23 protein-coding genes are annotated in these 17,695 nt (G+C 37.7%); 14 read left to right on the forward strand and 9 right to left on the reverse strand.

Annotation, left to right across the window (positions count from 1 at the left end; translation table 11 throughout):
• Window positions 1–65: 65 nt before the first annotated feature.
• Window positions 66–392, reverse strand: a complete 327-nt coding sequence (locus CLV99_RS08845) for an ArsR/SmtB family transcription factor (RefSeq protein WP_133584149.1) — start codon at window positions 390–392, stop codon at window positions 66–68.
• Between the two features lie 416 nt (window positions 393–808).
• Between CLV99_RS08845 and CLV99_RS23205 the strand changes: the two genes are divergently transcribed.
• From CLV99_RS23205 to CLV99_RS08865, 5 genes are all read left to right on the forward strand, one after another.
• A complete protein-coding gene (locus CLV99_RS23205; protein WP_162850074.1) occupies window positions 809–967 on the forward strand; it encodes a hypothetical protein in 159 nt (52 codons plus the stop codon).
• 9 nt (window positions 968–976) lie between these two features.
• The gene (locus CLV99_RS08850) at window positions 977–2,935 is read left to right on the forward strand and encodes a fimbrillin family protein (RefSeq protein ID WP_133584150.1); all 1,959 of its coding nucleotides are present in this window, start codon (window positions 977–979) and stop codon (window positions 2,933–2,935) included.
• Window positions 2,936–3,452: 517 nt separating this feature from the next.
• Window positions 3,453–4,304 carry a tRNA ligase subunit PheS family protein gene (locus CLV99_RS08855; RefSeq protein WP_211348475.1) on the forward strand — a complete coding sequence of 284 codons (852 nt, stop codon included), beginning with the start codon at window positions 3,453–3,455 and terminating at the stop codon, window positions 4,302–4,304.
• A gap of 12 nt (window positions 4,305–4,316) precedes the next feature.
• The gene (locus CLV99_RS08860; RefSeq protein WP_133584152.1) at window positions 4,317–4,487 is read left to right on the forward strand and encodes a phenylalanine--tRNA ligase subunit beta-related protein; all 171 of its coding nucleotides are present in this window, start codon (window positions 4,317–4,319) and stop codon (window positions 4,485–4,487) included.
• 112 nt (window positions 4,488–4,599) lie between these two features.
• The gene (locus CLV99_RS08865; RefSeq protein ID WP_133584153.1) at window positions 4,600–5,331 is read left to right on the forward strand and encodes a GNAT family N-acetyltransferase; all 732 of its coding nucleotides are present in this window, start codon (window positions 4,600–4,602) and stop codon (window positions 5,329–5,331) included.
• A 6-nt stretch (window positions 5,332–5,337) separates the two neighbouring features.
• On the opposite strand, the gene CLV99_RS08870 is transcribed toward CLV99_RS08865, so the two are convergent.
• Window positions 5,338–6,246 carry an arsenic resistance protein gene (locus tag CLV99_RS08870; protein WP_211348477.1) on the reverse strand — a complete coding sequence of 303 codons (909 nt, stop codon included), beginning with the start codon at window positions 6,244–6,246 and terminating at the stop codon, window positions 5,338–5,340.
• A gap of 202 nt (window positions 6,247–6,448) precedes the next feature.
• On the reverse strand, window positions 6,449–7,210 hold the full coding sequence (locus CLV99_RS08875) for a class I SAM-dependent methyltransferase (protein ID WP_133584155.1): 762 nt from the start codon (window positions 7,208–7,210) through the stop codon (window positions 6,449–6,451).
• A 305-nt stretch (window positions 7,211–7,515) separates the two neighbouring features.
• Between CLV99_RS08875 and CLV99_RS08880 the strand changes: the two genes are divergently transcribed.
• A complete protein-coding gene (locus CLV99_RS08880) occupies window positions 7,516–7,974 on the forward strand; it encodes a hypothetical protein (protein WP_133584156.1) in 459 nt (152 codons plus the stop codon).
• An 84-nt stretch (window positions 7,975–8,058) separates the two neighbouring features.
• Here the strand turns inward: CLV99_RS08880 and CLV99_RS08885 are convergent, their stop codons facing one another.
• The 3 genes from CLV99_RS08885 to CLV99_RS08895 form a co-directional block, all read right to left on the reverse strand.
• On the reverse strand, window positions 8,059–8,436 hold the full coding sequence (locus CLV99_RS08885; RefSeq protein WP_211348480.1) for a GNAT family N-acetyltransferase: 378 nt from the start codon (window positions 8,434–8,436) through the stop codon (window positions 8,059–8,061).
• 120 nt (window positions 8,437–8,556) lie between these two features.
• Entirely contained in the window at window positions 8,557–9,006 is a 450-nt protein-coding gene (locus CLV99_RS08890) for a GNAT family N-acetyltransferase (RefSeq protein WP_133584158.1), read from the reverse strand.
• Window positions 9,007–9,181: 175 nt separating this feature from the next.
• Entirely contained in the window at window positions 9,182–9,628 is a 447-nt protein-coding gene (locus tag CLV99_RS08895; protein ID WP_133584159.1) for a DUF695 domain-containing protein, read from the reverse strand.
• Window positions 9,629–9,975: 347 nt separating this feature from the next.
• Here CLV99_RS08895 and CLV99_RS08900 point away from each other — a divergent pair, with 347 nt between their 5' ends.
• On the forward strand, window positions 9,976–10,539 hold the full coding sequence (locus tag CLV99_RS08900) for an SMI1/KNR4 family protein (RefSeq protein WP_133584160.1): 564 nt from the start codon (window positions 9,976–9,978) through the stop codon (window positions 10,537–10,539).
• Between the two features lie 231 nt (window positions 10,540–10,770).
• On the opposite strand, the gene CLV99_RS08905 is transcribed toward CLV99_RS08900, so the two are convergent.
• Window positions 10,771–11,313 (reverse strand): hypothetical protein, encoded by a 543-nt coding sequence (locus CLV99_RS08905; RefSeq protein ID WP_133584161.1) that lies wholly within the window; start codon window positions 11,311–11,313, stop codon window positions 10,771–10,773.
• 157 nt (window positions 11,314–11,470) lie between these two features.
• Between CLV99_RS08905 and CLV99_RS08910 the strand changes: the two genes are divergently transcribed.
• Genes CLV99_RS08910 through CLV99_RS08920 form a run of 3 tightly spaced genes read left to right on the forward strand, consistent with a single transcriptional unit; the run spans window position 11,471 to window position 13,041 of the window.
• On the forward strand, window positions 11,471–11,962 hold the full coding sequence (locus tag CLV99_RS08910; protein WP_133584162.1) for a GNAT family N-acetyltransferase: 492 nt from the start codon (window positions 11,471–11,473) through the stop codon (window positions 11,960–11,962).
• Between the two features lie 2 nt (window positions 11,963–11,964).
• Window positions 11,965–12,444, forward strand: coding sequence for a MarR family winged helix-turn-helix transcriptional regulator (locus CLV99_RS08915; RefSeq protein ID WP_133584163.1), 480 nt, complete (start codon window positions 11,965–11,967; stop codon window positions 12,442–12,444).
• Window positions 12,445–12,498: 54 nt separating this feature from the next.
• Window positions 12,499–13,041, forward strand: coding sequence for a YfiT family bacillithiol transferase (locus CLV99_RS08920; protein ID WP_133584164.1), 543 nt, complete (start codon window positions 12,499–12,501; stop codon window positions 13,039–13,041).
• 118 nt (window positions 13,042–13,159) lie between these two features.
• On the opposite strand, the gene CLV99_RS08925 is transcribed toward CLV99_RS08920, so the two are convergent.
• Entirely contained in the window at window positions 13,160–13,747 is a 588-nt protein-coding gene (locus CLV99_RS08925; RefSeq protein ID WP_133584165.1) for a pyridoxine/pyridoxamine 5'-phosphate oxidase, read from the reverse strand.
• Between the two features lie 404 nt (window positions 13,748–14,151).
• On the reverse strand, window positions 14,152–14,502 hold the full coding sequence (locus tag CLV99_RS08930; protein ID WP_133584166.1) for a DUF6799 domain-containing protein: 351 nt from the start codon (window positions 14,500–14,502) through the stop codon (window positions 14,152–14,154).
• 418 nt (window positions 14,503–14,920) lie between these two features.
• Here CLV99_RS08930 and CLV99_RS08935 point away from each other — a divergent pair, with 418 nt between their 5' ends.
• The 4 genes from CLV99_RS08935 (at window position 14,921) to CLV99_RS08945 (ending at window position 17,691) form a co-directional block, all read left to right on the forward strand.
• Window positions 14,921–15,496: a zeta toxin family protein gene (locus CLV99_RS08935; protein ID WP_133584167.1), complete on the forward strand. Its 576-nt coding sequence runs from the start codon at window positions 14,921–14,923 to the stop codon at window positions 15,494–15,496.
• Window positions 15,486–15,668: a hypothetical protein gene (locus CLV99_RS08940; protein WP_133584168.1), complete on the forward strand. Its 183-nt coding sequence runs from the start codon at window positions 15,486–15,488 to the stop codon at window positions 15,666–15,668. Before CLV99_RS08935 ends, CLV99_RS08940 begins: the two co-directional genes overlap by 11 nt.
• A gap of 378 nt (window positions 15,669–16,046) precedes the next feature.
• Window positions 16,047–16,223: a hypothetical protein gene (locus tag CLV99_RS23210; RefSeq protein ID WP_162850076.1), complete on the forward strand. Its 177-nt coding sequence runs from the start codon at window positions 16,047–16,049 to the stop codon at window positions 16,221–16,223.
• Between the two features lie 13 nt (window positions 16,224–16,236).
• The gene (locus tag CLV99_RS08945) at window positions 16,237–17,691 is read left to right on the forward strand and encodes a sulfatase (RefSeq protein WP_133584169.1); all 1,455 of its coding nucleotides are present in this window, start codon (window positions 16,237–16,239) and stop codon (window positions 17,689–17,691) included.
• Window positions 17,692–17,695: the final 4 nt, after the last annotated feature.

Here is a 17,695-nt window from a genome sequence, read left to right on the forward strand (position 1 = left end):
TTTTAAAATTTATATATCGTTATATTACGATGTTTGAGTTTAAAAAAAGGGAGTAGAATTCTGGCTTAGCAGCATTTTTGATCATTCACAGATAGAATAATATTTGCAAAGTATTGTTTTAATACTGCAAATGTACTTTCATCAATACAGTAACAGATAGAAGTACCTTCTATATTACCCTTGATCAGCCCCGCATTTTTCAGTTCTTTGAGATGCTGCGATATAGTAGACTGGGCTAGGGGCAGTTCATCTACAATATCACTGCAGATGCAGGTATTGACCCTTAATAGATATTCTATTATCGCCACTCGGGCAGGGTGTCCCAGTGCTTTTGCTATAGCGGATATTTTATTTTGCTGTTCTGTAAAGTGATCCTTTTTTGTTACTCCCATGTTATTTCTTTTTATATCGCAATATTACGATTAATAGTTTTCCTGACCAAAAAATACATTGTAATATTTTTGATTAAGCGATTTTATTGAGGGTTATACTGGATATCCTGTTTGCAAAAAAAAGTTCGTGTGATGCACTGAGTAATTTTGAGTATACGCTTTTTCCTAACTTATTGTTATTAATTTTTATTATTGCGCATTAGTGATTGAATTATTGAGGAAATATTTCTTTTCTATTACATCTACTGTTGCCATTACGCAACGCTTTTTAGTGCAGGATGGGTCTGATCCGGATAGTCGTAACATAATGTTCACAATCTGGTAAAACGCAGGCCGATCGATCAGATTACATGTGATGCGGTGTATGGAGAAGGACAGGGAAGCGATAAAAATAATACACGAATAAATATATATCTATGAAAAAAGTTTATAAAACGCCTACCATAGAGGTTTTTAAAGTTGAATTGGAAGAGAGTATCGCAGCATCTTCTATCGTTACTGGGGGAACCACCAGTATGCCCCAGATAGAAGAAGAGAATTTATTGGAGAATAAACAACAATGGATTGTTGATTAAGATTAGACTATGAGAACATTATTAATTATACGCAAGAATCTGTTCAGGGGAACATTTTATTTTAATATCCTTTTATTGCTCGTGTCTATCGCTCTGATAACGAGTTGTTCAAAAACTAAAGAAGAGGCTGTAGGTGAGACTATAGATTTGATTGTGAAGGTAGAGGGGGTTGATAGCGATGTCACGATGCCCAATACGAAATCATCTGCTCGCAGCAATTATGTGTTACTGCCTACGGACGAGGAAGCGCAACCGAGTACGGTGACAAAAGATGATGTCACCTTTATTTCTAAATCGGAGGTGGAGCCTGACAAGGAGGGCTTCGCTTTAAAGAAAGATGTTTACGCTACAAAATCAACGCCCATGGATCCTGGTATTAAATATCGACTTTTAGTCTATACCATGTCCAATGTTCTTGTATCTTCCGTAGAAGTGACAGCAGGGCAAGCACAGCGTATATCAGTTACATCAGGTACCACTTACAAATGGCGTGCTTATTCCTACAATACGAGTGATGCAATACCAGCTCCTAATCCGAGTAATCCAGAAGTGATGACCCCCACCGCTACAACATTATTGTACGCCAAAGGAGAGATTACACCTACAGCGCCAAGTAATATATTAGCTATTACTTTTAAGCATCAATTGACACAGCTCAGAGTCGTGGTCAAAGATGGTTCTGGATTTAGATCTGTCTTAAGTGTTGACGGGCAGATTGGTGATCCAAATTTAATAAAAACCTCTGCTTTTGATCTCCTTGCCGGAGAGAAGAAGGCAGGGACAACAGTCCCTGCAAATGTTTCGACTTTAGATTTTGCCCCTGAGACGGTTGAGGGGGTAACTAGGCAAGTAGCACGTTGTTATACATCTGATCAAAATATAGCCTCTTATGGCCTATGGATTAATAGTATGAAGATTCAGTATACCAGTACTGTAGACCGAACTATAACTGACGGTGGAGGCTACTTTACATTTGGGACTGACCCTTGGGTTAAAACTGGTTATATCCTTCAAGGGACTTTGGATATCGTTTTTAGGCTTCCGACGATGCGTATTCTACCTTTTAGTAATAATAATGCAAGCAATGGTTATCGTCTGGCTCCGGCTACAGCTGCTGGTGCATTCTTGAGAGAACCAGCAAATTTTGGTCCTAATAGTAAGTATGTGGGGATTACAAGTCTTACCATCGATGCGCCAACTACAGCTACAGAAGCAACATCTTCTTCTACGGGATGGAATAGATTCAAAGCATTGATGACTAATCCAGCTACTTATCCTGATGTTTTAATAGTAGCAAGTTGGTACAACTATTTAGATGATGCTTGTTGGGATCTTGTTAAACAATATATAGACAGAGGTGGAAATGTACTGTACACACATGATGATGCTAATCTTGAAGGTTCTTATGCCGGGAGAGGTATAGGGAATATCATGGGGTCGCCGGTTTCATTGGAACGGAATGTGGAGTCTTATGGCGTCTACAAGTTTACAGATACACCTGCGGGAGAAGCCGACTTGGACATCCTGAACGGTCCTTTTGGTGACGCTAGACCCTATCATTTAGGGCAGGATAGGATTGGGACATCGTATGTGACTGGATACAATGGGCCTAATGCCATAGTGTATAGCAATCACGCACAGAACAAGACAGCTCCGTCTAAACCAGGAATGGTCTTTTTTAGGCATAAGACCAAAAGTTTCTTTTTTGTGGGAGATGGTGGGTTTTATTTGAATGAGAAGGTAACTGCCGTTACCAGTTTTACAGAAGATCCTTTCAGATTCAATCCAGCAACCAAATTCCCGGCACTTGCACCGTATGGACAATCTGCAGTTAACGGTTCACCAGCTTATGGTACTCCAGGGACAAATGTGAACGGCGGTTTTACAATAGCCAACAGTATTGTATTTGGAAATATGATGGCCTGGATGCTGAATAGAGCACATTATCATGGTATCAATAGAAATTAATATACACACATAGTCTAATATGATAAAAGCCGTTCTGAAGAATAATTCGGAACGGCTTTTTCTAGTTTATATATCAAGTAGGGCAGTCTGTTCTCGTCCAGCACGTCGATGATTCTTTTTAATCATTATAAAACAATATTCCTTTATATATGATATTTAGCTTTTGCGGTATACAATTCTGCTGTTTCATCGTGTTCGATATTACAAAAGGCACATTTATTCCTTTTGACTGCATGTTCTTTTTGATAAGAAATCCCTAATATTGTAATTAGTTAATATTGAAGGGATAGCTTTCCATACGGTTTAGAAGGTCTTTTCAAAGCGATAATAGTACGTTTTAGTAGTGAATTGTAGCATTAGTACATTATTCTTCTTCTTTTTCTTTTTTGGCCCCCCAGGGCCGAGATAAACTACTATGTCCGTTACGTACGGATACCAACATAACATTTTACTTTACGATTTTTTTAATAACATGCCCTACGACAGGATTGCCGTAGAGTGCGATACAATAATAGATATGAATAATATCCCCAAGACTATAAACGAGAAACGTAGTCTCAAATTACACAACAATGAACAACATCCAGTCTGTCAGTTAAAGCATAAAATACAATCTTATTTTCATGACTTCACCACTTTTGATCACCTGTCCGAAGTTGTGAGCACCAAAAAAAACTTTGATGAGTTGCTCTTGCCCGAGGATCATCCTGCCCGATCAGCTAGTGATACCTACTATCTGGACTCTGATCATGTCTTACGTACCCAGACTTCGGCCCACCAGAACGAACTATTGAAGCAGGGGCATAAGCAGTTTATTGTTACGGGGGATGTCTATCGAAAAGATACCATAGACCGTACACATTATCCTGTCTTCCATCAGATGGAAGTAGTTAAGATACTGCCCAAGGGCACAGATGCCTTAGCTGACTTAAAGGAGACCCTATCTGGACTGATCAGGTATCTCTATCCGGGCAAGGCGTACAGATTCTTAGACGATTATTTCCCATTCACGGATCCATCCATACAGATCGAAGTTGATCAGGATCAGGAATGGATGGAGGTTCTCGGAGCAGGAGTAGTTCATCCTACAATCCTAAAAAATTGCAGTATCGATGCTACAGGCTGGGCTTTGGGTCTCGGCTTAGATCGTCTAGTGTTATCCTACTGCGATATTCCAGATATCCGCTACCTGTGGACCACAGACGAGCGTTTTATCAATCAATTCAAAGCAGGTCTGGTTCCATTTCGGGAGTATTCCAAATATCCACCCGTTTATAAGGATATATCATTCTGGGTTAATAATTATAGGGACAACAGAGAGGGAGGATGGTCAATGTACAATGATTTTTGTGAGATTATCAGAGAATAAGGGACAGACCTTATCGAAGCCGTTGTTTTGCAGGACAGATACCAAAAAGAAGGGCGAACATCACTCTCTTATCGGATTGCCTATCGCTCAGCAGAACGTACCTTGTCCAATGAAGAGATCAATAGGATACAGCAAAAAATCAGAGATGTGCTTTCACAGCGATTTGATGTTGAATTAAGATAAGAGGACAATTATTACAGTCAATAAGATTACCTGAAGCGAGGAGCTTCAGGTATTCTTAACTAATCAATAATGTATCTTTAATCACAGATAGTAAGCTAAATACTCTTCAAAAATGACAACAGCTTTAATATTTCATCCCGTTATCAAGGAATACTGGGATGCACAGTTTTCAGGAACTATTATTTATAAAAGAGACAACTTCAGAATTACATTAAGAGAAGACCTAGAACACGATGAGAGGATGATGACATTAGAATTTCAGGATGGGGGGAATCATATTGTTGTCGATAATGATGTCTGGACTGAGATAAATAATGGATGGCTAGACCATATTGATTTTGATGATATCATTCAATTGCTGAATACTCGAGGCATAAAACTGCATGGTGCTGATTGCCTTTTTTATTTTTCTGAGGATAGTGAACTAGCGCTTAAGGAGTGGAAGGTTGTACCAGAAGTACGGGCTCTTCGAGAGGAAGATGCAACTTTATTTACCAAATTTGAATCTGCGGCAACCACGCAAGACCTAGAGGGTGCTTCCGTTTCATTGCAGCATTGGATGGTGTTTGGTGCTTTTGAGGGTGATAAGCTAGTTGCTGTAGCTAGTATGTATCCTTGGGATGACGATTTTAAAATAGCAGATTTAGGAGTGCTAACCTTGACTGAATTTCGGGGAAAAGGATATGCTCACCGTGTTGTGAACGCACTCTGTAAGGCAGCATTGCTAGCCGGATATCATCCTCAATATCGATGTCAGTTAGAGAATTATTCTTCTACAGCATTAGCAAAGAGATTGGGAATGAACTTATTTGCAAAATGGAATATCATATCCCAAGGAGAATAAAACTCATTATCCCTTAATGAGTTTTGGTACGACTCTTATGTATATCAGTTCAAATAGAATCTCAACTATTGTCTGTGTGACAATCACCACCGCGACTAATTGATTGTCGGGAGAGGGAAGCGAGAGTGCTAGAGGCAGTACCACCAGCGAGTTTCGGGTACTAGATGAAAATACAACAGCTCTTGCTTGATACGCTTCTAATCTGAATATTTTGGAAGAAAGAAAGCCAATAAATGGAGCTATTATGGCAAACAATATATAAACAGGTAATACCTTGACGATAGGTTCAGGTTTTGTCCATAAGGTTTCAATTTGCGAGGCGATGACCACAAAAAAAGTTAACGCCATAAATGGAACCGGTAACCAAGCTGAGATATTTATAGCTGTTTTGCCTAGACGCGTCGATTTAGACATCCATTGAGTAATCAATGCAAAAGTAAATGGTAATAGAATCAGATATAAGAAAGTCTTTATAAACGGTGTTACCTCAAATATCGTTATAGATTCATGGCCTACAAAAAGCCACAAGAATACTGGCAGGAGTAGTACTTGAAAGACAAAGAGTAATGGAGTCGCAGCTAATACCGAATTAGAATCCCCTTTGCCGAGATGTGTAAATACGATCACATAATCAATACAGGGCGTCAATAGAACCAATAGCACCCCTATACTCGATAGTGTATCCAAATTGAAAAGTAAGATTATCAGCCCGACCAGTAGCGGGATCAATACAAAGTTGCCCAGTAAAAGAGCCTTAAAGAAAGAAGGACTTGTAAAAGATTTCTTGATTTCTAAAAAGGGAATCTGGCAGAACATACTATATAAAAGCACAGCGATTATGGGTTCTATAGTAACCTGCAGAGACGTACTGCCGTTCCAGTTCAGGCCTACCAAGACCGCTATTAGAAGCGTCATGATATAAATGTTTATTTGCTTTTTCTCTAAGAGTTCTTTAGTAATCATGTTTTAAACCTATTTTAATAGTCGGATGTACGAAGAGAAATCCAGTTTGGACCTCTCCTGTTGATTAGGCGCACTAATATACGGCCTAATCACTAAATAAAATTTTCCTACCTATAAACGATTCGCTGTTTTCGAAGTACATTTTACTATGTATTTACCGACCTACATAGAGCATCGTGTCATATTTAAAGATCACTTTCCCATTCTCTTGATAGCTGTCAAAGAGTTGTTCTAGTGCACTCATTACCAAATCATAGTTTTTGTCCCCTTCTTTTGGAGCGTAAGAAGAGGAGCGGAGCCTTCCCTTTAGTTCTGCTAGATTGAAAATCTGCTGATTGTCCAATTCAATCAATTGCATTACCTTGGGTGCTAAAAAAGAACGAATCTCATCTACGTTTATATTTTTTTGCGTCACCTTAGCATACTCTGGTATTAAGTTTCTCATTAGACGCTCGTATTCCTGCTGAAAAGGATCGTGTATACTTCTTTCATTCCATGCCAACACAATGGTTCCTTCGGGCTTTAAAATTCGGAGAAACTCCTTCTTCGCCTTTTCGAAATCGAACCAATGGTATGCTTGTCCACAGAAGATTAAATCTATGGACTGATCTTCTAAGGTAGTTCCCTCTGCTGTACCATTTATAGGTTTAAAATTCTTATTACCATCAAAAAAAGCTTCGCTAGCCTGTCGCATTTCTAAATTAGGCTCCACCGCGTATACCAGATTCCCGGCCTCTACAAATCGTTGAGAAGACAGTCCGGTTCCGCTCCCGATATCCGCTACGATAAAGTTACTTTCTAGGCCTATTGTCTGAGACAGTTTTTCGATAATCTCTTTAGGATAGTGAGGTCTGTATTTCACGTAGTCAGATACCCGATCTGAAAATCTTGTAGTATTTGATTTATTTGTTTGCATAGCTCTGTAAACGATTAGCGTAGTTTCTAATTTAAGGCTAAATGACGATTAATTCAAGTCAGGACTATCTTAATTACGAAAATATAGGTTTCCTCAAATCAATTTCAGTGTTCCTCGATTTCAACATCTTTCATCCAATACAGTTCGTCCTCTCTTCCGGACTACCCGATTACCACCTAATTGCTACCCGAGTACTACCCATACGAAAAGTCGCCGGGAACCAATTACAAACTATTTTTGCAATTCATTCCCACTTAGTCGTGGAAAGTACACGAAGTCATAAAACATTTAAATCGTAACAACGTATGAAACATTTATTATCTACATTCATTGGGATCTTTTTTCTACTTTCTAGTCAGGCACAGACTACAAACAATCCTTTATTAGGTACATGGCAGACTATACATCTACGTGAGATAGTGTCTGGACATGGTGAGGAAACTGTTAAAGAGGATGACGAATACGACTATTACAGTTATAGGTTTGCATCGAATGGAATATGTTATTATAGAGAAAGTTTCTCCCGTTTAGACCATCCGCACAACTATAGGATCGATCAGAATAAAGTTTACCTTAACGTGGTACCAGCGCATTTAAAGAAGATTGAGGAGCATAATCACAATGATGATTATGATATTGATTCGAATCCCAAGGAATACGAGTTTTATATAGATCCATCCACAAAAAATCTAGTATTCATTTATACTGATGAGGGGAGTGTTATTAAAATTCAGCGCATCTATACCTTAAAAAAGATAAAATAAACAAGAAAGGAACAAAATATCAGCAAGCCGTTTCAGATTTGGGACGGCTTTTTTGTATCGTATATTGCTGGTTAAAGACACCAACTAAAAGCTCATATTAGCAGAGCCGTACTTCATGAAGTAAGAAGACTCATCCTCAGCTACAGTTTTAAAGCCTAGGCTTATATAGAGCTCCTGTGCCCTGTTCACTTTTAGAACACTAAGCGATACCGATCTGTTTGATGCGCTTGCCTCCTGGAGGATGGCTTGTAAGACCGATCCGCCAATACCTTTATTTTGATACTCCGGATCGATCTGAATCTGTATAATTTCTATATTATCGATCTTACGGTCAGCTTTAAGAAGCCCGATAGCCACCTTGTCCAGTTCAATTATATAGGCCTGGTCAAACTTATAATTTATCCGGTGCAGGTGTGCTTCCTGGGATACAGGTAGGGAAGTGGCTGTTAGATGAGGATCCATAGTTTTGGATCTCAGCTCTAATAGAAAGCTTTTATCACTGTCAAGAGCCGGCCTGTAGTTTATATTTAAATTCATCTTTGCATGATAATAATATCAAGATAAAGAGTAAAAGCTAGTCCATTATACCAATACCTGATAGATTCTAGATTCGTCGCCCCATGGGTGATAACCTTGTGCGATGTATTCAAAGCCGAGTTTCTCATAATATCCGATATGCTCAGTACTAAGATATAGATGGGCAAAGCCAAATCGCTTTGTATCTGATTTTATATGCTCAATGAGGATATTACCGTAGTTATTCCCTCTATGTTCTTCATTGATGAACAATGCACAGAGCCATGGGTATAGGTCCATACGGCTTATGAAATCGTTTGTAATTAACCCCGTACAGCCGATTATCTCGCTATCTTTTTCGAGTAGATACCATTGCGGTAGTGATTGTGCAGCATCGATACAGTTTGCGATACAATCCTGATAAATGATGGGAGCCACCTCAGGCCAGCTGCCTTGAAAATATTGGATGGCCACATCTTTATATTCCGGATTTTCTCGTACAGATATTATTTTCATATTGATCTTTTGTTTATGAATGAAATATGATCCAAAAGTTCGCATCGGTAGCGTACAACATAACATGCCAATATTACTAATTAGAATGTTTACAGTGTCAAAGAATAGTTAGCTTTCACAATATGTATCTAAGGATATACCGTAGTCGTCGTGAAGCAATCTGGTCATAAGACATTTAATTTAGAAGTCCTTCTACATTTTCCCAATCCGCATCGTCACGGATTTCGCAATTAAAATTAACCAACCTGTTTGGATCATCTTCGATTTCGTTGAATTTATCAATTGAATTTTCTACATTATCAACATACAATTCCAGGTTTAGTCCGATGTCTGTTGTAATCCGGGCAACAATATGACAAATACCAACTTCTCTAAGTTTTGTGGTGAAATATTCTTCAATATCAGCAAAATCAAGATCCTTCTTTTGCGCATTAAATTCATCTGTCAAATCAATACTAACATAACAGTTGAACATGCATTCCTCTTTAAAGGCGTAGTTTTTATAAGCTTTATCAACCCAATGAGTCGCAGGTTTTCCACTTTCAGTATCCATCATAAAAAGAGTGATGCTACTTGCTGGATATACTTTTTGGCTGTCTGATTTAATCTCTTCCCAGTTCATATGTAAATAACTATTCGTGCATTTAATTGTTTTCTCGATGGAACTCATGAATGCTTCGCATTTATTGTATAATCCGCCAGCTGGTGGATCGGTTTGTTTTTTCTCTAATGGTTTCTGTTACGTGCGCTTTTCCACTGTATCGCGCTACGATTGACTGTTTGGCTAAATTAAGGAAAAAAATATAGACTCTTTACTTGCTTTAAAATAGCGGTTTAAAATATGATCTTGTATACAACCTAGTTGTATCGCAGAAAACAATTCATTTTTTGTAGTTTTATGATAGATGTTTATCATACTACTAGATATAATAGGGCAGCGGCAAGATAGCTCATCGATTAGCATAGCATATGAACGTATTTAATTTAAAAATAGTTGGACAACCTACAGAATTCGGTGATCGTACCTTTCTCGAGACCTATCGGTTTTCCAATGGAGAATCTTTTCCTGAATCCTATAAGACGTTTGTTCGTTCATTGGGATACGGTCTGCTGATGGGGCAGTTTCACATTTACATACCTATGGGCAGCTATGGAGACTCATGGGAAGTTCGCAGCCCTGCCATCAGGTCGACTTATTATCAAGATTTATTGGACAATGATATCTGGTTTGACCTAGGGCCAGACGGTTCCGTAGCGCTATTGAAAAGGTTGGTCCCATTTGCTGCCAGTGATAATGGGTACTATCTGTTCTGGGATATAGAATCGGGCGTGGAGAATGAGTTTGACATATACATCACCGATTTTGGAGGTACTGGTTTTCGAAAAATAGGAGATACACTTTTGGATCTAATCCAAAACTTGACAAGTGATAACATAAGCCAACGCATGCCTTTCGAAAGAGCACCTTTGCCGGATGTATTTGAATGCTACTATAAAAGCGGACAGTTCTATGAAAAATGTAGCGCAGATTAATCCTTAAATTGAATCCCTTTCATTCAATACAGTTTAGGCATAGTGAGCATAGGCATAATCAATACAAAAAATACCTGAAGCGGGGAGCTTCAGGTATTTTAACTAACCAATTATTAACCTAAATTATGAATACTAATCCTATTGCAAAGTGCGTGCCAATCCTATGTTTGCATAGTAAAACAACATAAAGGTTACAATTCTTTTATACAGACAATAAGCTATGCAGGAAATTCATTCCAATCTCCTTACAATTTCCTCTTCGCTCACTTCGGTCATTGTGGATAGGTCGATTCGATCTCCCGTATCATGAATAGAAAAATACATCCCTTTTTGAAGCTCGATGCCTTGGCTCGCTTCTTTCCAGCAATCAAAAAACCAATTTTCAAAGGCTTCGTTCTTTTCGTCAAAATAACTGTCGTATAAGCGGGATTCATCCTGATCAACATTATCATCATACCGCTTCATCGTCTTTTCGCTTTCAAAACTGTAGATAGAATTGCGTGTGATTGTTTTCCAATCTTTCTCCGGAAATTTGCTTGGAATGGAAATATGCTCAGTATATTGACTTAAGTTTTTGTCCAGTCCATAGAAGGTTAAATCGAGTAGTTCAAAATCATATTCGAAGAGATAAACTACAATATCCTCATTTGTTCTTTTGTATTGATACACGATGCTTTTATCCATCAGAATGTCGCGTATATCGCTAATAGTTTGTTCGGATAAACGCTGCAGATCCTGTTTAAACTGCTCTAAGTATTTTTGATATTCATTCATATTTATTTTCCTCCGACATTAAATCCGATTTTTATTCCTCCTCTTTATACATCAACACTAGTCGATAAGAAATGTTTATCAACAAATGTAAATAAAAACTACGTAGTTAAATACGTATATTGTTATACATTTGTACGCTATTTATAATTCATTTTTTATGAAACCACTAAAAATAAAGTCTATTGATAATTCTTATTCAACACAAGCAATCAATCTGATAATAGAGATACAGCAAAATGAGTTCAGGACATCAATAACAATAAATGATCAACCAGATCTTTTCGAAATTGAAGATTACTATATGCAAAAAGGAGGAAATTTCTGGGGTGCATTTATAGAAAATGAACTAGTGGGAACTATTGCCTTAGCAAATTTTGGAAATAGCAATGGAGCTGTCAGAAAGATGTTCGTTAAAGAATCCTTTCGTGGCAAAGAATTAGGGATAGCTCAAGAATTGCTAAACGAACTAATTTCATTTTCTTCGGCTCATAATATTACAGATCTTTATTTAGGTACAATCGATGTTTTCAAGGCGGCACAACGTTTTTACGAACGAAACAATTTCACAATAATCAATAAAGAAGAACTTCCTGTTTCTTTTCCATTAATGAATGCAGATAATCTTTTCTATCATTTAAACATTAAATAAATATGAATGTATTAAATCAAGCCGGGATTTTAGCTCTTTCTTCTAGAATGCACCGTTTAAGTGAACAAATAAGAAAAGATGGAGCTCTGATTTATAAAGAATTTGACATAGATTTTGAGCTTAAATGGTTTCCTGTAATTTATACTATCTATAAAAAAGAAAACGTTAATGTTATGGAAATTGCCAATGAAATTGGATATACTCATCCTTCTACAATTACTTTATTGAAAGAGATTGAGAATTTGAAATTAGTTGCCTGGAAAAAAGACAGCCAAGATGAACGTAAAAAAAACTATCACTTAACAAAAGAAGGGCAGAAGTTAGTCACAAAAATGAAACCGGTGTGGGAAACGATGTCCCTTGTTCTTGGAGAAATATCCGACAATCAAAATAATCTTTTACAGGCCATTAACGAAGCTGAAAACAAATTAGTAGAACAGTCTTTCTACCAAAGGGTATTGCAACTAAAAAATGAACTTTAGTATTTACTAGCAATAAACTGAACTAAATGAGTACATTACGAAAACACATTGTTTATGATGGAAGATGTTGAAAAATTAAAATACCCAATAGGCAGATTTGTAAGACCAGAAGTAATTACGGTAGTTGATCTAAAGGAGTGGATTGCAATATTAGAAGCCTTTCCTGATCTAATACAGAAGGAAGTAAAAAGTCTTTCCTATCAAGCGTTAAATAATAGGTACAGGCCAGGAGGATGGACAATCAGGCAAGTAGTACATCATTGTGCCGATAGTCATATTAATAGTTTTGTGCGATTTAAATTAGCATTAACAGAAGAAAAACCAACTATAAAGCCTTATAACGAAGCCATGTGGGCCGAATTAATAGATGCACAAGATATGCCAATAGATAGTTCATTAGCTATTATTAAAGGAATACATCAGCGTTGGGTAGTTTTGTTAAAGAGTCTATCTATCAAAGACCTACAGAGAACGTTTATACATCCTGAAACGAAAGAAGAAATTAGTTTACAAACTAATATTGGTATTTATGCTTGGCATTGTCAACATCATCTCAATCATATTGTTAATGCAAAGAATTCTGCATACAGCTCATAAAAGAGGAAGAATAGGGACTACGATGCAGCGTATCTAGGCATCTATTGTATGCTTTTTGATAATGCTAGAATTTGGGCCAATTCATTTTAAATGACTGACAGATCTAAAAGATATCAGTTTAAGGTTGTAGAAGAATCTTGGTCCATATATCACTTTCTTTTTGATACAGTATTCTATCGTGAAAACGGGTTTCTTTGAAAATTAAAAATTCAATCCGTATCGGAGCAATTCCAAAAGCTCCCCAATTACCTGGGCGAGGCAGTGATGTTTGAGATTCTAAATATTGCGTATAGGAGTCATATTTTGTATTTAGAATTTCTGGATTACGAAGAAATTTTCCTTGATCACTTACTATAGAAACTATTTGACTTTCGATATTTCTTTGCTTAAAATAGGTATCAGCTATCGAATCTTCAATTCTGTGTGTTTCTCCCTGAATTCTGATTTGCACTTGGGTTTCAGGAAGCCAAAAGGTTAAAGCTGCTTTATTGTTTTGTGCCAGTTCTTCTCCTTTCCTTGCTGATAGTGTGCCCGAAATAATAAACTGTTCGTTGGTAATTTCTTTTAGAGATACAAATCTTGAATTTGGAAAACCATCTATACCGATTGTGGAGAGACAACAAGCATAAGGCAGCTTTTGTTTTCTAGTTTCAATTTCTTGATCTAAGTAAAATTGAAATTGTGATAAGATACTTTGAAGCGTCATAATGGATAAAATTAGCAATAGAAATTCTATATTACAAAGGAGGTGCAGCTATAATAACTGATATAACCAATTAAACTCAGAGGGTACTGCAAATATAATCTATGTGTTGTCAGCTTTTTAAATAATGGTATTCATATTTTACAAAAAAATACCTGAAGCGGGGAGCTTCAGGTATTTTTAACTAACCAATTATTAACCTAAATTATGAATACGAATACTACCGCAAAGGATGTGCCAGTCTTATGTTGGCATAGTAAAATAACATAAAGGTTACGATTCTTTTGTACTGACAATTGCTATGCAAGAGATTCATCTCCCATTATCCTGCTGTTATAACCACTAGGTTTTCTATGGGGACCTAAGTTTTAACCGACACTAGTGTTCAGTCTATTTATAATTTTTCCTTATTTCTTGGAAGGCATCTTTTTGATTTCCTGAGGTTTCATCATCTGATGGATTGTACCGTTATGGTCGAGATACTGGTCTGCCTGCAACTTCACTACTTTCTTGTCTTTCATCACCACCTCGCCGTTGGGGTGTATCCAAACATCGCCAACTTTGGTTTCTTTGGTCATGTGCATCGATTTACCATCTTTCATTTCCACTATTTTTCCATCTTTCCAGCACCAATGTTGCATGTTGTGTTCCTTTTGCACATGGTGTTCCTCTTTTTTGTGTTCCTTTTTTTGTTCTTGAGCCGAAGCACTATATCCAATCCAGGAAATTAGTGCTACTGATAAAATTAACTTTTTCATTTTTAAAACACTCTTAATACCTAAAAATGAATTTCTTAGGGATTGAATAACAAGTTTAGATAGATAAAGTTTTGGCAAGATTAATTTTTTTCGTTCCTCGCTATTTTTTTGTTTTCGATCCCCTGATCTAGAAATGCGAAAGGACTTGCAGGGCTGTATTTAATCCCATCAGGGAGGTTGTCACAGAATGTGATAAGCTCACGCCATTCATTTTTGGTGAGTTGGAACATGAATTCCGTAGGAATTGGTTTATGAGTTATTGTCTTAATTCCGCTTTTTTCTTTTAGATAGGTTTGAAGTACGAGGAGAAGCTACCTCTTCTTTTTGGAAAGGCACGAGCTGAAAGCTCGCACTAGCGGAAGAGTGAATGTGTGTTTTAAGAGTTTATTGATTATCTTGTGTAAAATGAAAACTATGTATGCCTAATATCTACGTTATATCCGGTTGTAATGGTGCTGGCAAAACTACTGCTAGTTATACTGTATTACCCGAAATTCTTAACTGTAAAGAGTTTGTCAATGCAGATAATATCGCGGCAGGGATATCCCCATTTAATCCAGAGAGTGTTGCTTTATCGGCAGGACGTATTATGCTGGAGCGAATCCATGAGTTGATAAAAGAGGGAGCCGATTTTGCATTTGAGACTACCCTGTCAACAAAGAGCTATCGAAATCTTATTCTCGACGCCCAGAAGAAAGGTTATACTGTCACACTGTTATATTTTTGGTTAGATTCTCCTGCTTTGGCGATGCAACGCGTCAAAAAGCGTGTAGAGCGAGGAGGTCACCACATTCCAGATAATGTCGTTGAGCGACGGTACCATAGAGGATTGACAAATCTATTTAATCTCTATCTTCCAATATGTGATTATTGGATGGTTTTAGATAATATGGATTTGGTTCCAGAGATTATAGCCAAACAAAACGAATTTGGAGAATCAATTGTAAATAACGAACTTTGGTCTAGATTAAAAGCAGAATACTATGGTAAATGAAGATTTAAAAAATAGTAAAGCCGATTGGACTGAAAAAATTCGCGAGGGCGTACAAAAGGCACTTCGAAAGTTAGCTGAAGAAAGCGCAGCCAAAGGTGAGAGCTTGGTCGTAAAGATAGATGGTGAGATTAAGGAAGTTCCTGCTAAGGAGCTTTTAGCTACTCTTCCATAAAATAGTAATATACAAGCCTAGATGAATTCGTCTTTACAGTAATATAATTGCGTCGTAATATAAAGTCGAATCTTGTTGCCTCCTCAGCCATTTAGAGTTTAATATAGAGAAAATATAATATTACGAGAGCCGTTTCAGAGTTGGGACGGCTTTTTTGTCTTATTATATCTCCATCAATCTACTATAAAAAAATACCTGAAGCGGGGAGCTTCAGGTATTTTTAACTAACCAATTATTAACCTAAATTATGAATACTAGTCCTATTGCAAAGTGTGTGCCAATCTTATGCCTGCATAGGAAAGCAACATAAAGGTTACGATTCTTTTATACAGACAATAGCTATACAAGAGATTCATCTCCTATTATAACCGATGATTTATGGCGTACTGCAAACACTGTGACGCTAGCCGAGGATATATTCCCGCTCATAGAAAACAGTCTCACGAATTGTATAACTTAGCAGAAGATATTTTCGAGCAGGATAATCTGGTCGAACAATATCCGGAGAAAGTCAAGGAACTAAGTGATCTGCTAGATAAACAGAAGCAGAAATAAATAGCTGATTCAGATGAATATAAAAAGAAGCTTATCGACATTGTGCATTTTGTTAACTGTATTTTCATATACAGTCGTGGCACAGAAAAAGGAAAAAATGAATGTACTGTTTGTTATTTCTGATGATCTCACCGCTGCGGCTGTATCTTCCTATGAGAATTCGCTATCCTACAGTCCCAATATAGCGAGACTATCGGAAGAAGGCGCGCAATATACACGAGCCTATAGCCAATATCCAGTCTGTGGCCCTTCTCGAGCATCTTTGCTATTTGGGTATTATCCTACTGCCACAGGAGTATATGGCTATACCAGCGGTCGTGAAAAGGTCGGCCCAGATAAAAAATCATTACCCCAGTTGTTTAAAGAAAGCGGATATTATACTGCACGCGTCAGTAAAATCTTTCATATGGGCATCCCGGGAGATATTGAATCGGGCTCTGACGGAGCTGACGATTCGTTATCATGGACACAACGATATAATAGTCAGGGACCCGAATGGATGGCTAGAGGCGAGGGCGAGTTAGTTCAAAATAATCCATACGGAAAGTTTCCCGTGAAAGGCGGAAATGTCATGACTATCGTCAAGGGAGAGGGCGGCGACTTAGAACATTCCGACGGGCGTACAGCACAGAAAGCAATAGAGATCATTAGAGCGAAAAGCAAACAGCCATTTTTTCTAGCTGTAGGATTAGTGCGGCCGCATGTACCTTTTGTTGCGCCTCGCGAATATTTTGATAGATTCCCCTATCAGGAGATGGTGTTACCTCCAAAAGTGCAGGGAGACTGGGACGATATGCCTGCTAATGCTATTAATTACGTGACCACCAAGAATGCTGAGATGTCCGAAGACCAGCAGAAGAAAGCAATAGCAGCTTATTACGCCTCCGTGTCTTATATGGATGCACAGGTAGGAAAGATTTTAGCCTGTCTAAAAGAGGAAGGACTAGATAAAAATACCATTGTAGTATTCACGTCCGATCATGGATTTCATTTGGGAGAGCATGACTTTTGGATGAAAGTGAGCCTCCACGAAGAGTCTGTCCGTGTCCCCTTAATCATTAAGGTTCCTGGCAAGAAAAGTGTAGTGTGCCATTCTTTTGTAGAGTTGCTGGATCTGTATCCCACCTTAACCGAATTGGCGGGAATCAAACCACAGTCCAATATCCAGGGAAAGAGCCTAGTGAAAACCTTGGATGATCCGCTTTTTAAGGTGAGAGATTTTGTTTTTTCAATCAGTCAAAATGCTGGTAAGGGAGGGAATGCTTTTTCTATTCGTAACCACAAGTGGGCTTATATACAATATGGCGAAAATGCAGAAAATGGAGCTGAACTGTATGATATGGAGTACGATATCAAACAGTATACAAATTTGGCAAAGCTACCCAGATACGCCACTACTGTTGAACAGATGAAGCAATTGTTACGTCAAAAAATACAAGAAGTAAGAGACAATGATTTGTCGCTTTAATTCT

Origin of the sequence: Sphingobacterium yanglingense, from assembly GCF_004363245.1 — a bacterium.
Lineage (GTDB): Bacteria > Bacteroidota > Bacteroidia > Sphingobacteriales > Sphingobacteriaceae > Sphingobacterium > Sphingobacterium yanglingense.

What these genes read in the sequence shown, in the direction of transcription:
- CLV99_RS08845 (WP_133584149.1), bottom strand. Translation starts at nt 392, where the DNA reads ATGGGAGTAACAAAAAAGGATCACTTTACAGAACAGCAAAATAAAATA.
- CLV99_RS23205 (WP_162850074.1), top strand. Translation starts at nt 809, where the DNA reads ATGAAAAAAGTTTATAAAACGCCTACCATAGAGGTTTTTAAAGTTGAA.
- CLV99_RS08850 (WP_133584150.1), top strand. Translation starts at nt 977, where the DNA reads ATGAGAACATTATTAATTATACGCAAGAATCTGTTCAGGGGAACATTT.
- CLV99_RS08855 (WP_211348475.1), top strand. Translation starts at nt 3,453, where the DNA reads ATGAATAATATCCCCAAGACTATAAACGAGAAACGTAGTCTCAAATTA.
- CLV99_RS08865 (WP_133584153.1), top strand. Translation starts at nt 4,600, where the DNA reads ATGACAACAGCTTTAATATTTCATCCCGTTATCAAGGAATACTGGGAT.
- CLV99_RS08870 (WP_211348477.1), bottom strand. Translation starts at nt 6,246, where the DNA reads ATGACGCTTCTAATAGCGGTCTTGGTAGGCCTGAACTGGAACGGCAGT.
- CLV99_RS08875 (WP_133584155.1), bottom strand. Translation starts at nt 7,210, where the DNA reads ATGCAAACAAATAAATCAAATACTACAAGATTTTCAGATCGGGTATCT.
- CLV99_RS08880 (WP_133584156.1), top strand. Translation starts at nt 7,516, where the DNA reads ATGAAACATTTATTATCTACATTCATTGGGATCTTTTTTCTACTTTCT.
- CLV99_RS08885 (WP_211348480.1), bottom strand. Translation starts at nt 8,436, where the DNA reads ATGGATCCTCATCTAACAGCCACTTCCCTACCTGTATCCCAGGAAGCA.
- CLV99_RS08890 (WP_133584158.1), bottom strand. Translation starts at nt 9,006, where the DNA reads ATGAAAATAATATCTGTACGAGAAAATCCGGAATATAAAGATGTGGCC.
- CLV99_RS08895 (WP_133584159.1), bottom strand. Translation starts at nt 9,628, where the DNA reads ATGAACTGGGAAGAGATTAAATCAGACAGCCAAAAAGTATATCCAGCA.
- CLV99_RS08900 (WP_133584160.1), top strand. Translation starts at nt 9,976, where the DNA reads ATGAACGTATTTAATTTAAAAATAGTTGGACAACCTACAGAATTCGGT.
- CLV99_RS08905 (WP_133584161.1), bottom strand. Translation starts at nt 11,313, where the DNA reads ATGAATGAATATCAAAAATACTTAGAGCAGTTTAAACAGGATCTGCAG.
- CLV99_RS08910 (WP_133584162.1), top strand. Translation starts at nt 11,471, where the DNA reads ATGAAACCACTAAAAATAAAGTCTATTGATAATTCTTATTCAACACAA.
- CLV99_RS08915 (WP_133584163.1), top strand. Translation starts at nt 11,965, where the DNA reads ATGAATGTATTAAATCAAGCCGGGATTTTAGCTCTTTCTTCTAGAATG.
- CLV99_RS08920 (WP_133584164.1), top strand. Translation starts at nt 12,499, where the DNA reads ATGATGGAAGATGTTGAAAAATTAAAATACCCAATAGGCAGATTTGTA.
- CLV99_RS08925 (WP_133584165.1), bottom strand. Translation starts at nt 13,747, where the DNA reads ATGACGCTTCAAAGTATCTTATCACAATTTCAATTTTACTTAGATCAA.
- CLV99_RS08930 (WP_133584166.1), bottom strand. Translation starts at nt 14,502, where the DNA reads ATGAAAAAGTTAATTTTATCAGTAGCACTAATTTCCTGGATTGGATAT.
- CLV99_RS08935 (WP_133584167.1), top strand. Translation starts at nt 14,921, where the DNA reads ATGCCTAATATCTACGTTATATCCGGTTGTAATGGTGCTGGCAAAACT.
- CLV99_RS08940 (WP_133584168.1), top strand. Translation starts at nt 15,486, where the DNA reads ATGGTAAATGAAGATTTAAAAAATAGTAAAGCCGATTGGACTGAAAAA.
- CLV99_RS23210 (WP_162850076.1), top strand. Translation starts at nt 16,047, where the DNA reads ATGGCGTACTGCAAACACTGTGACGCTAGCCGAGGATATATTCCCGCT.
- CLV99_RS08945 (WP_133584169.1), top strand. Translation starts at nt 16,237, where the DNA reads ATGAATATAAAAAGAAGCTTATCGACATTGTGCATTTTGTTAACTGTA.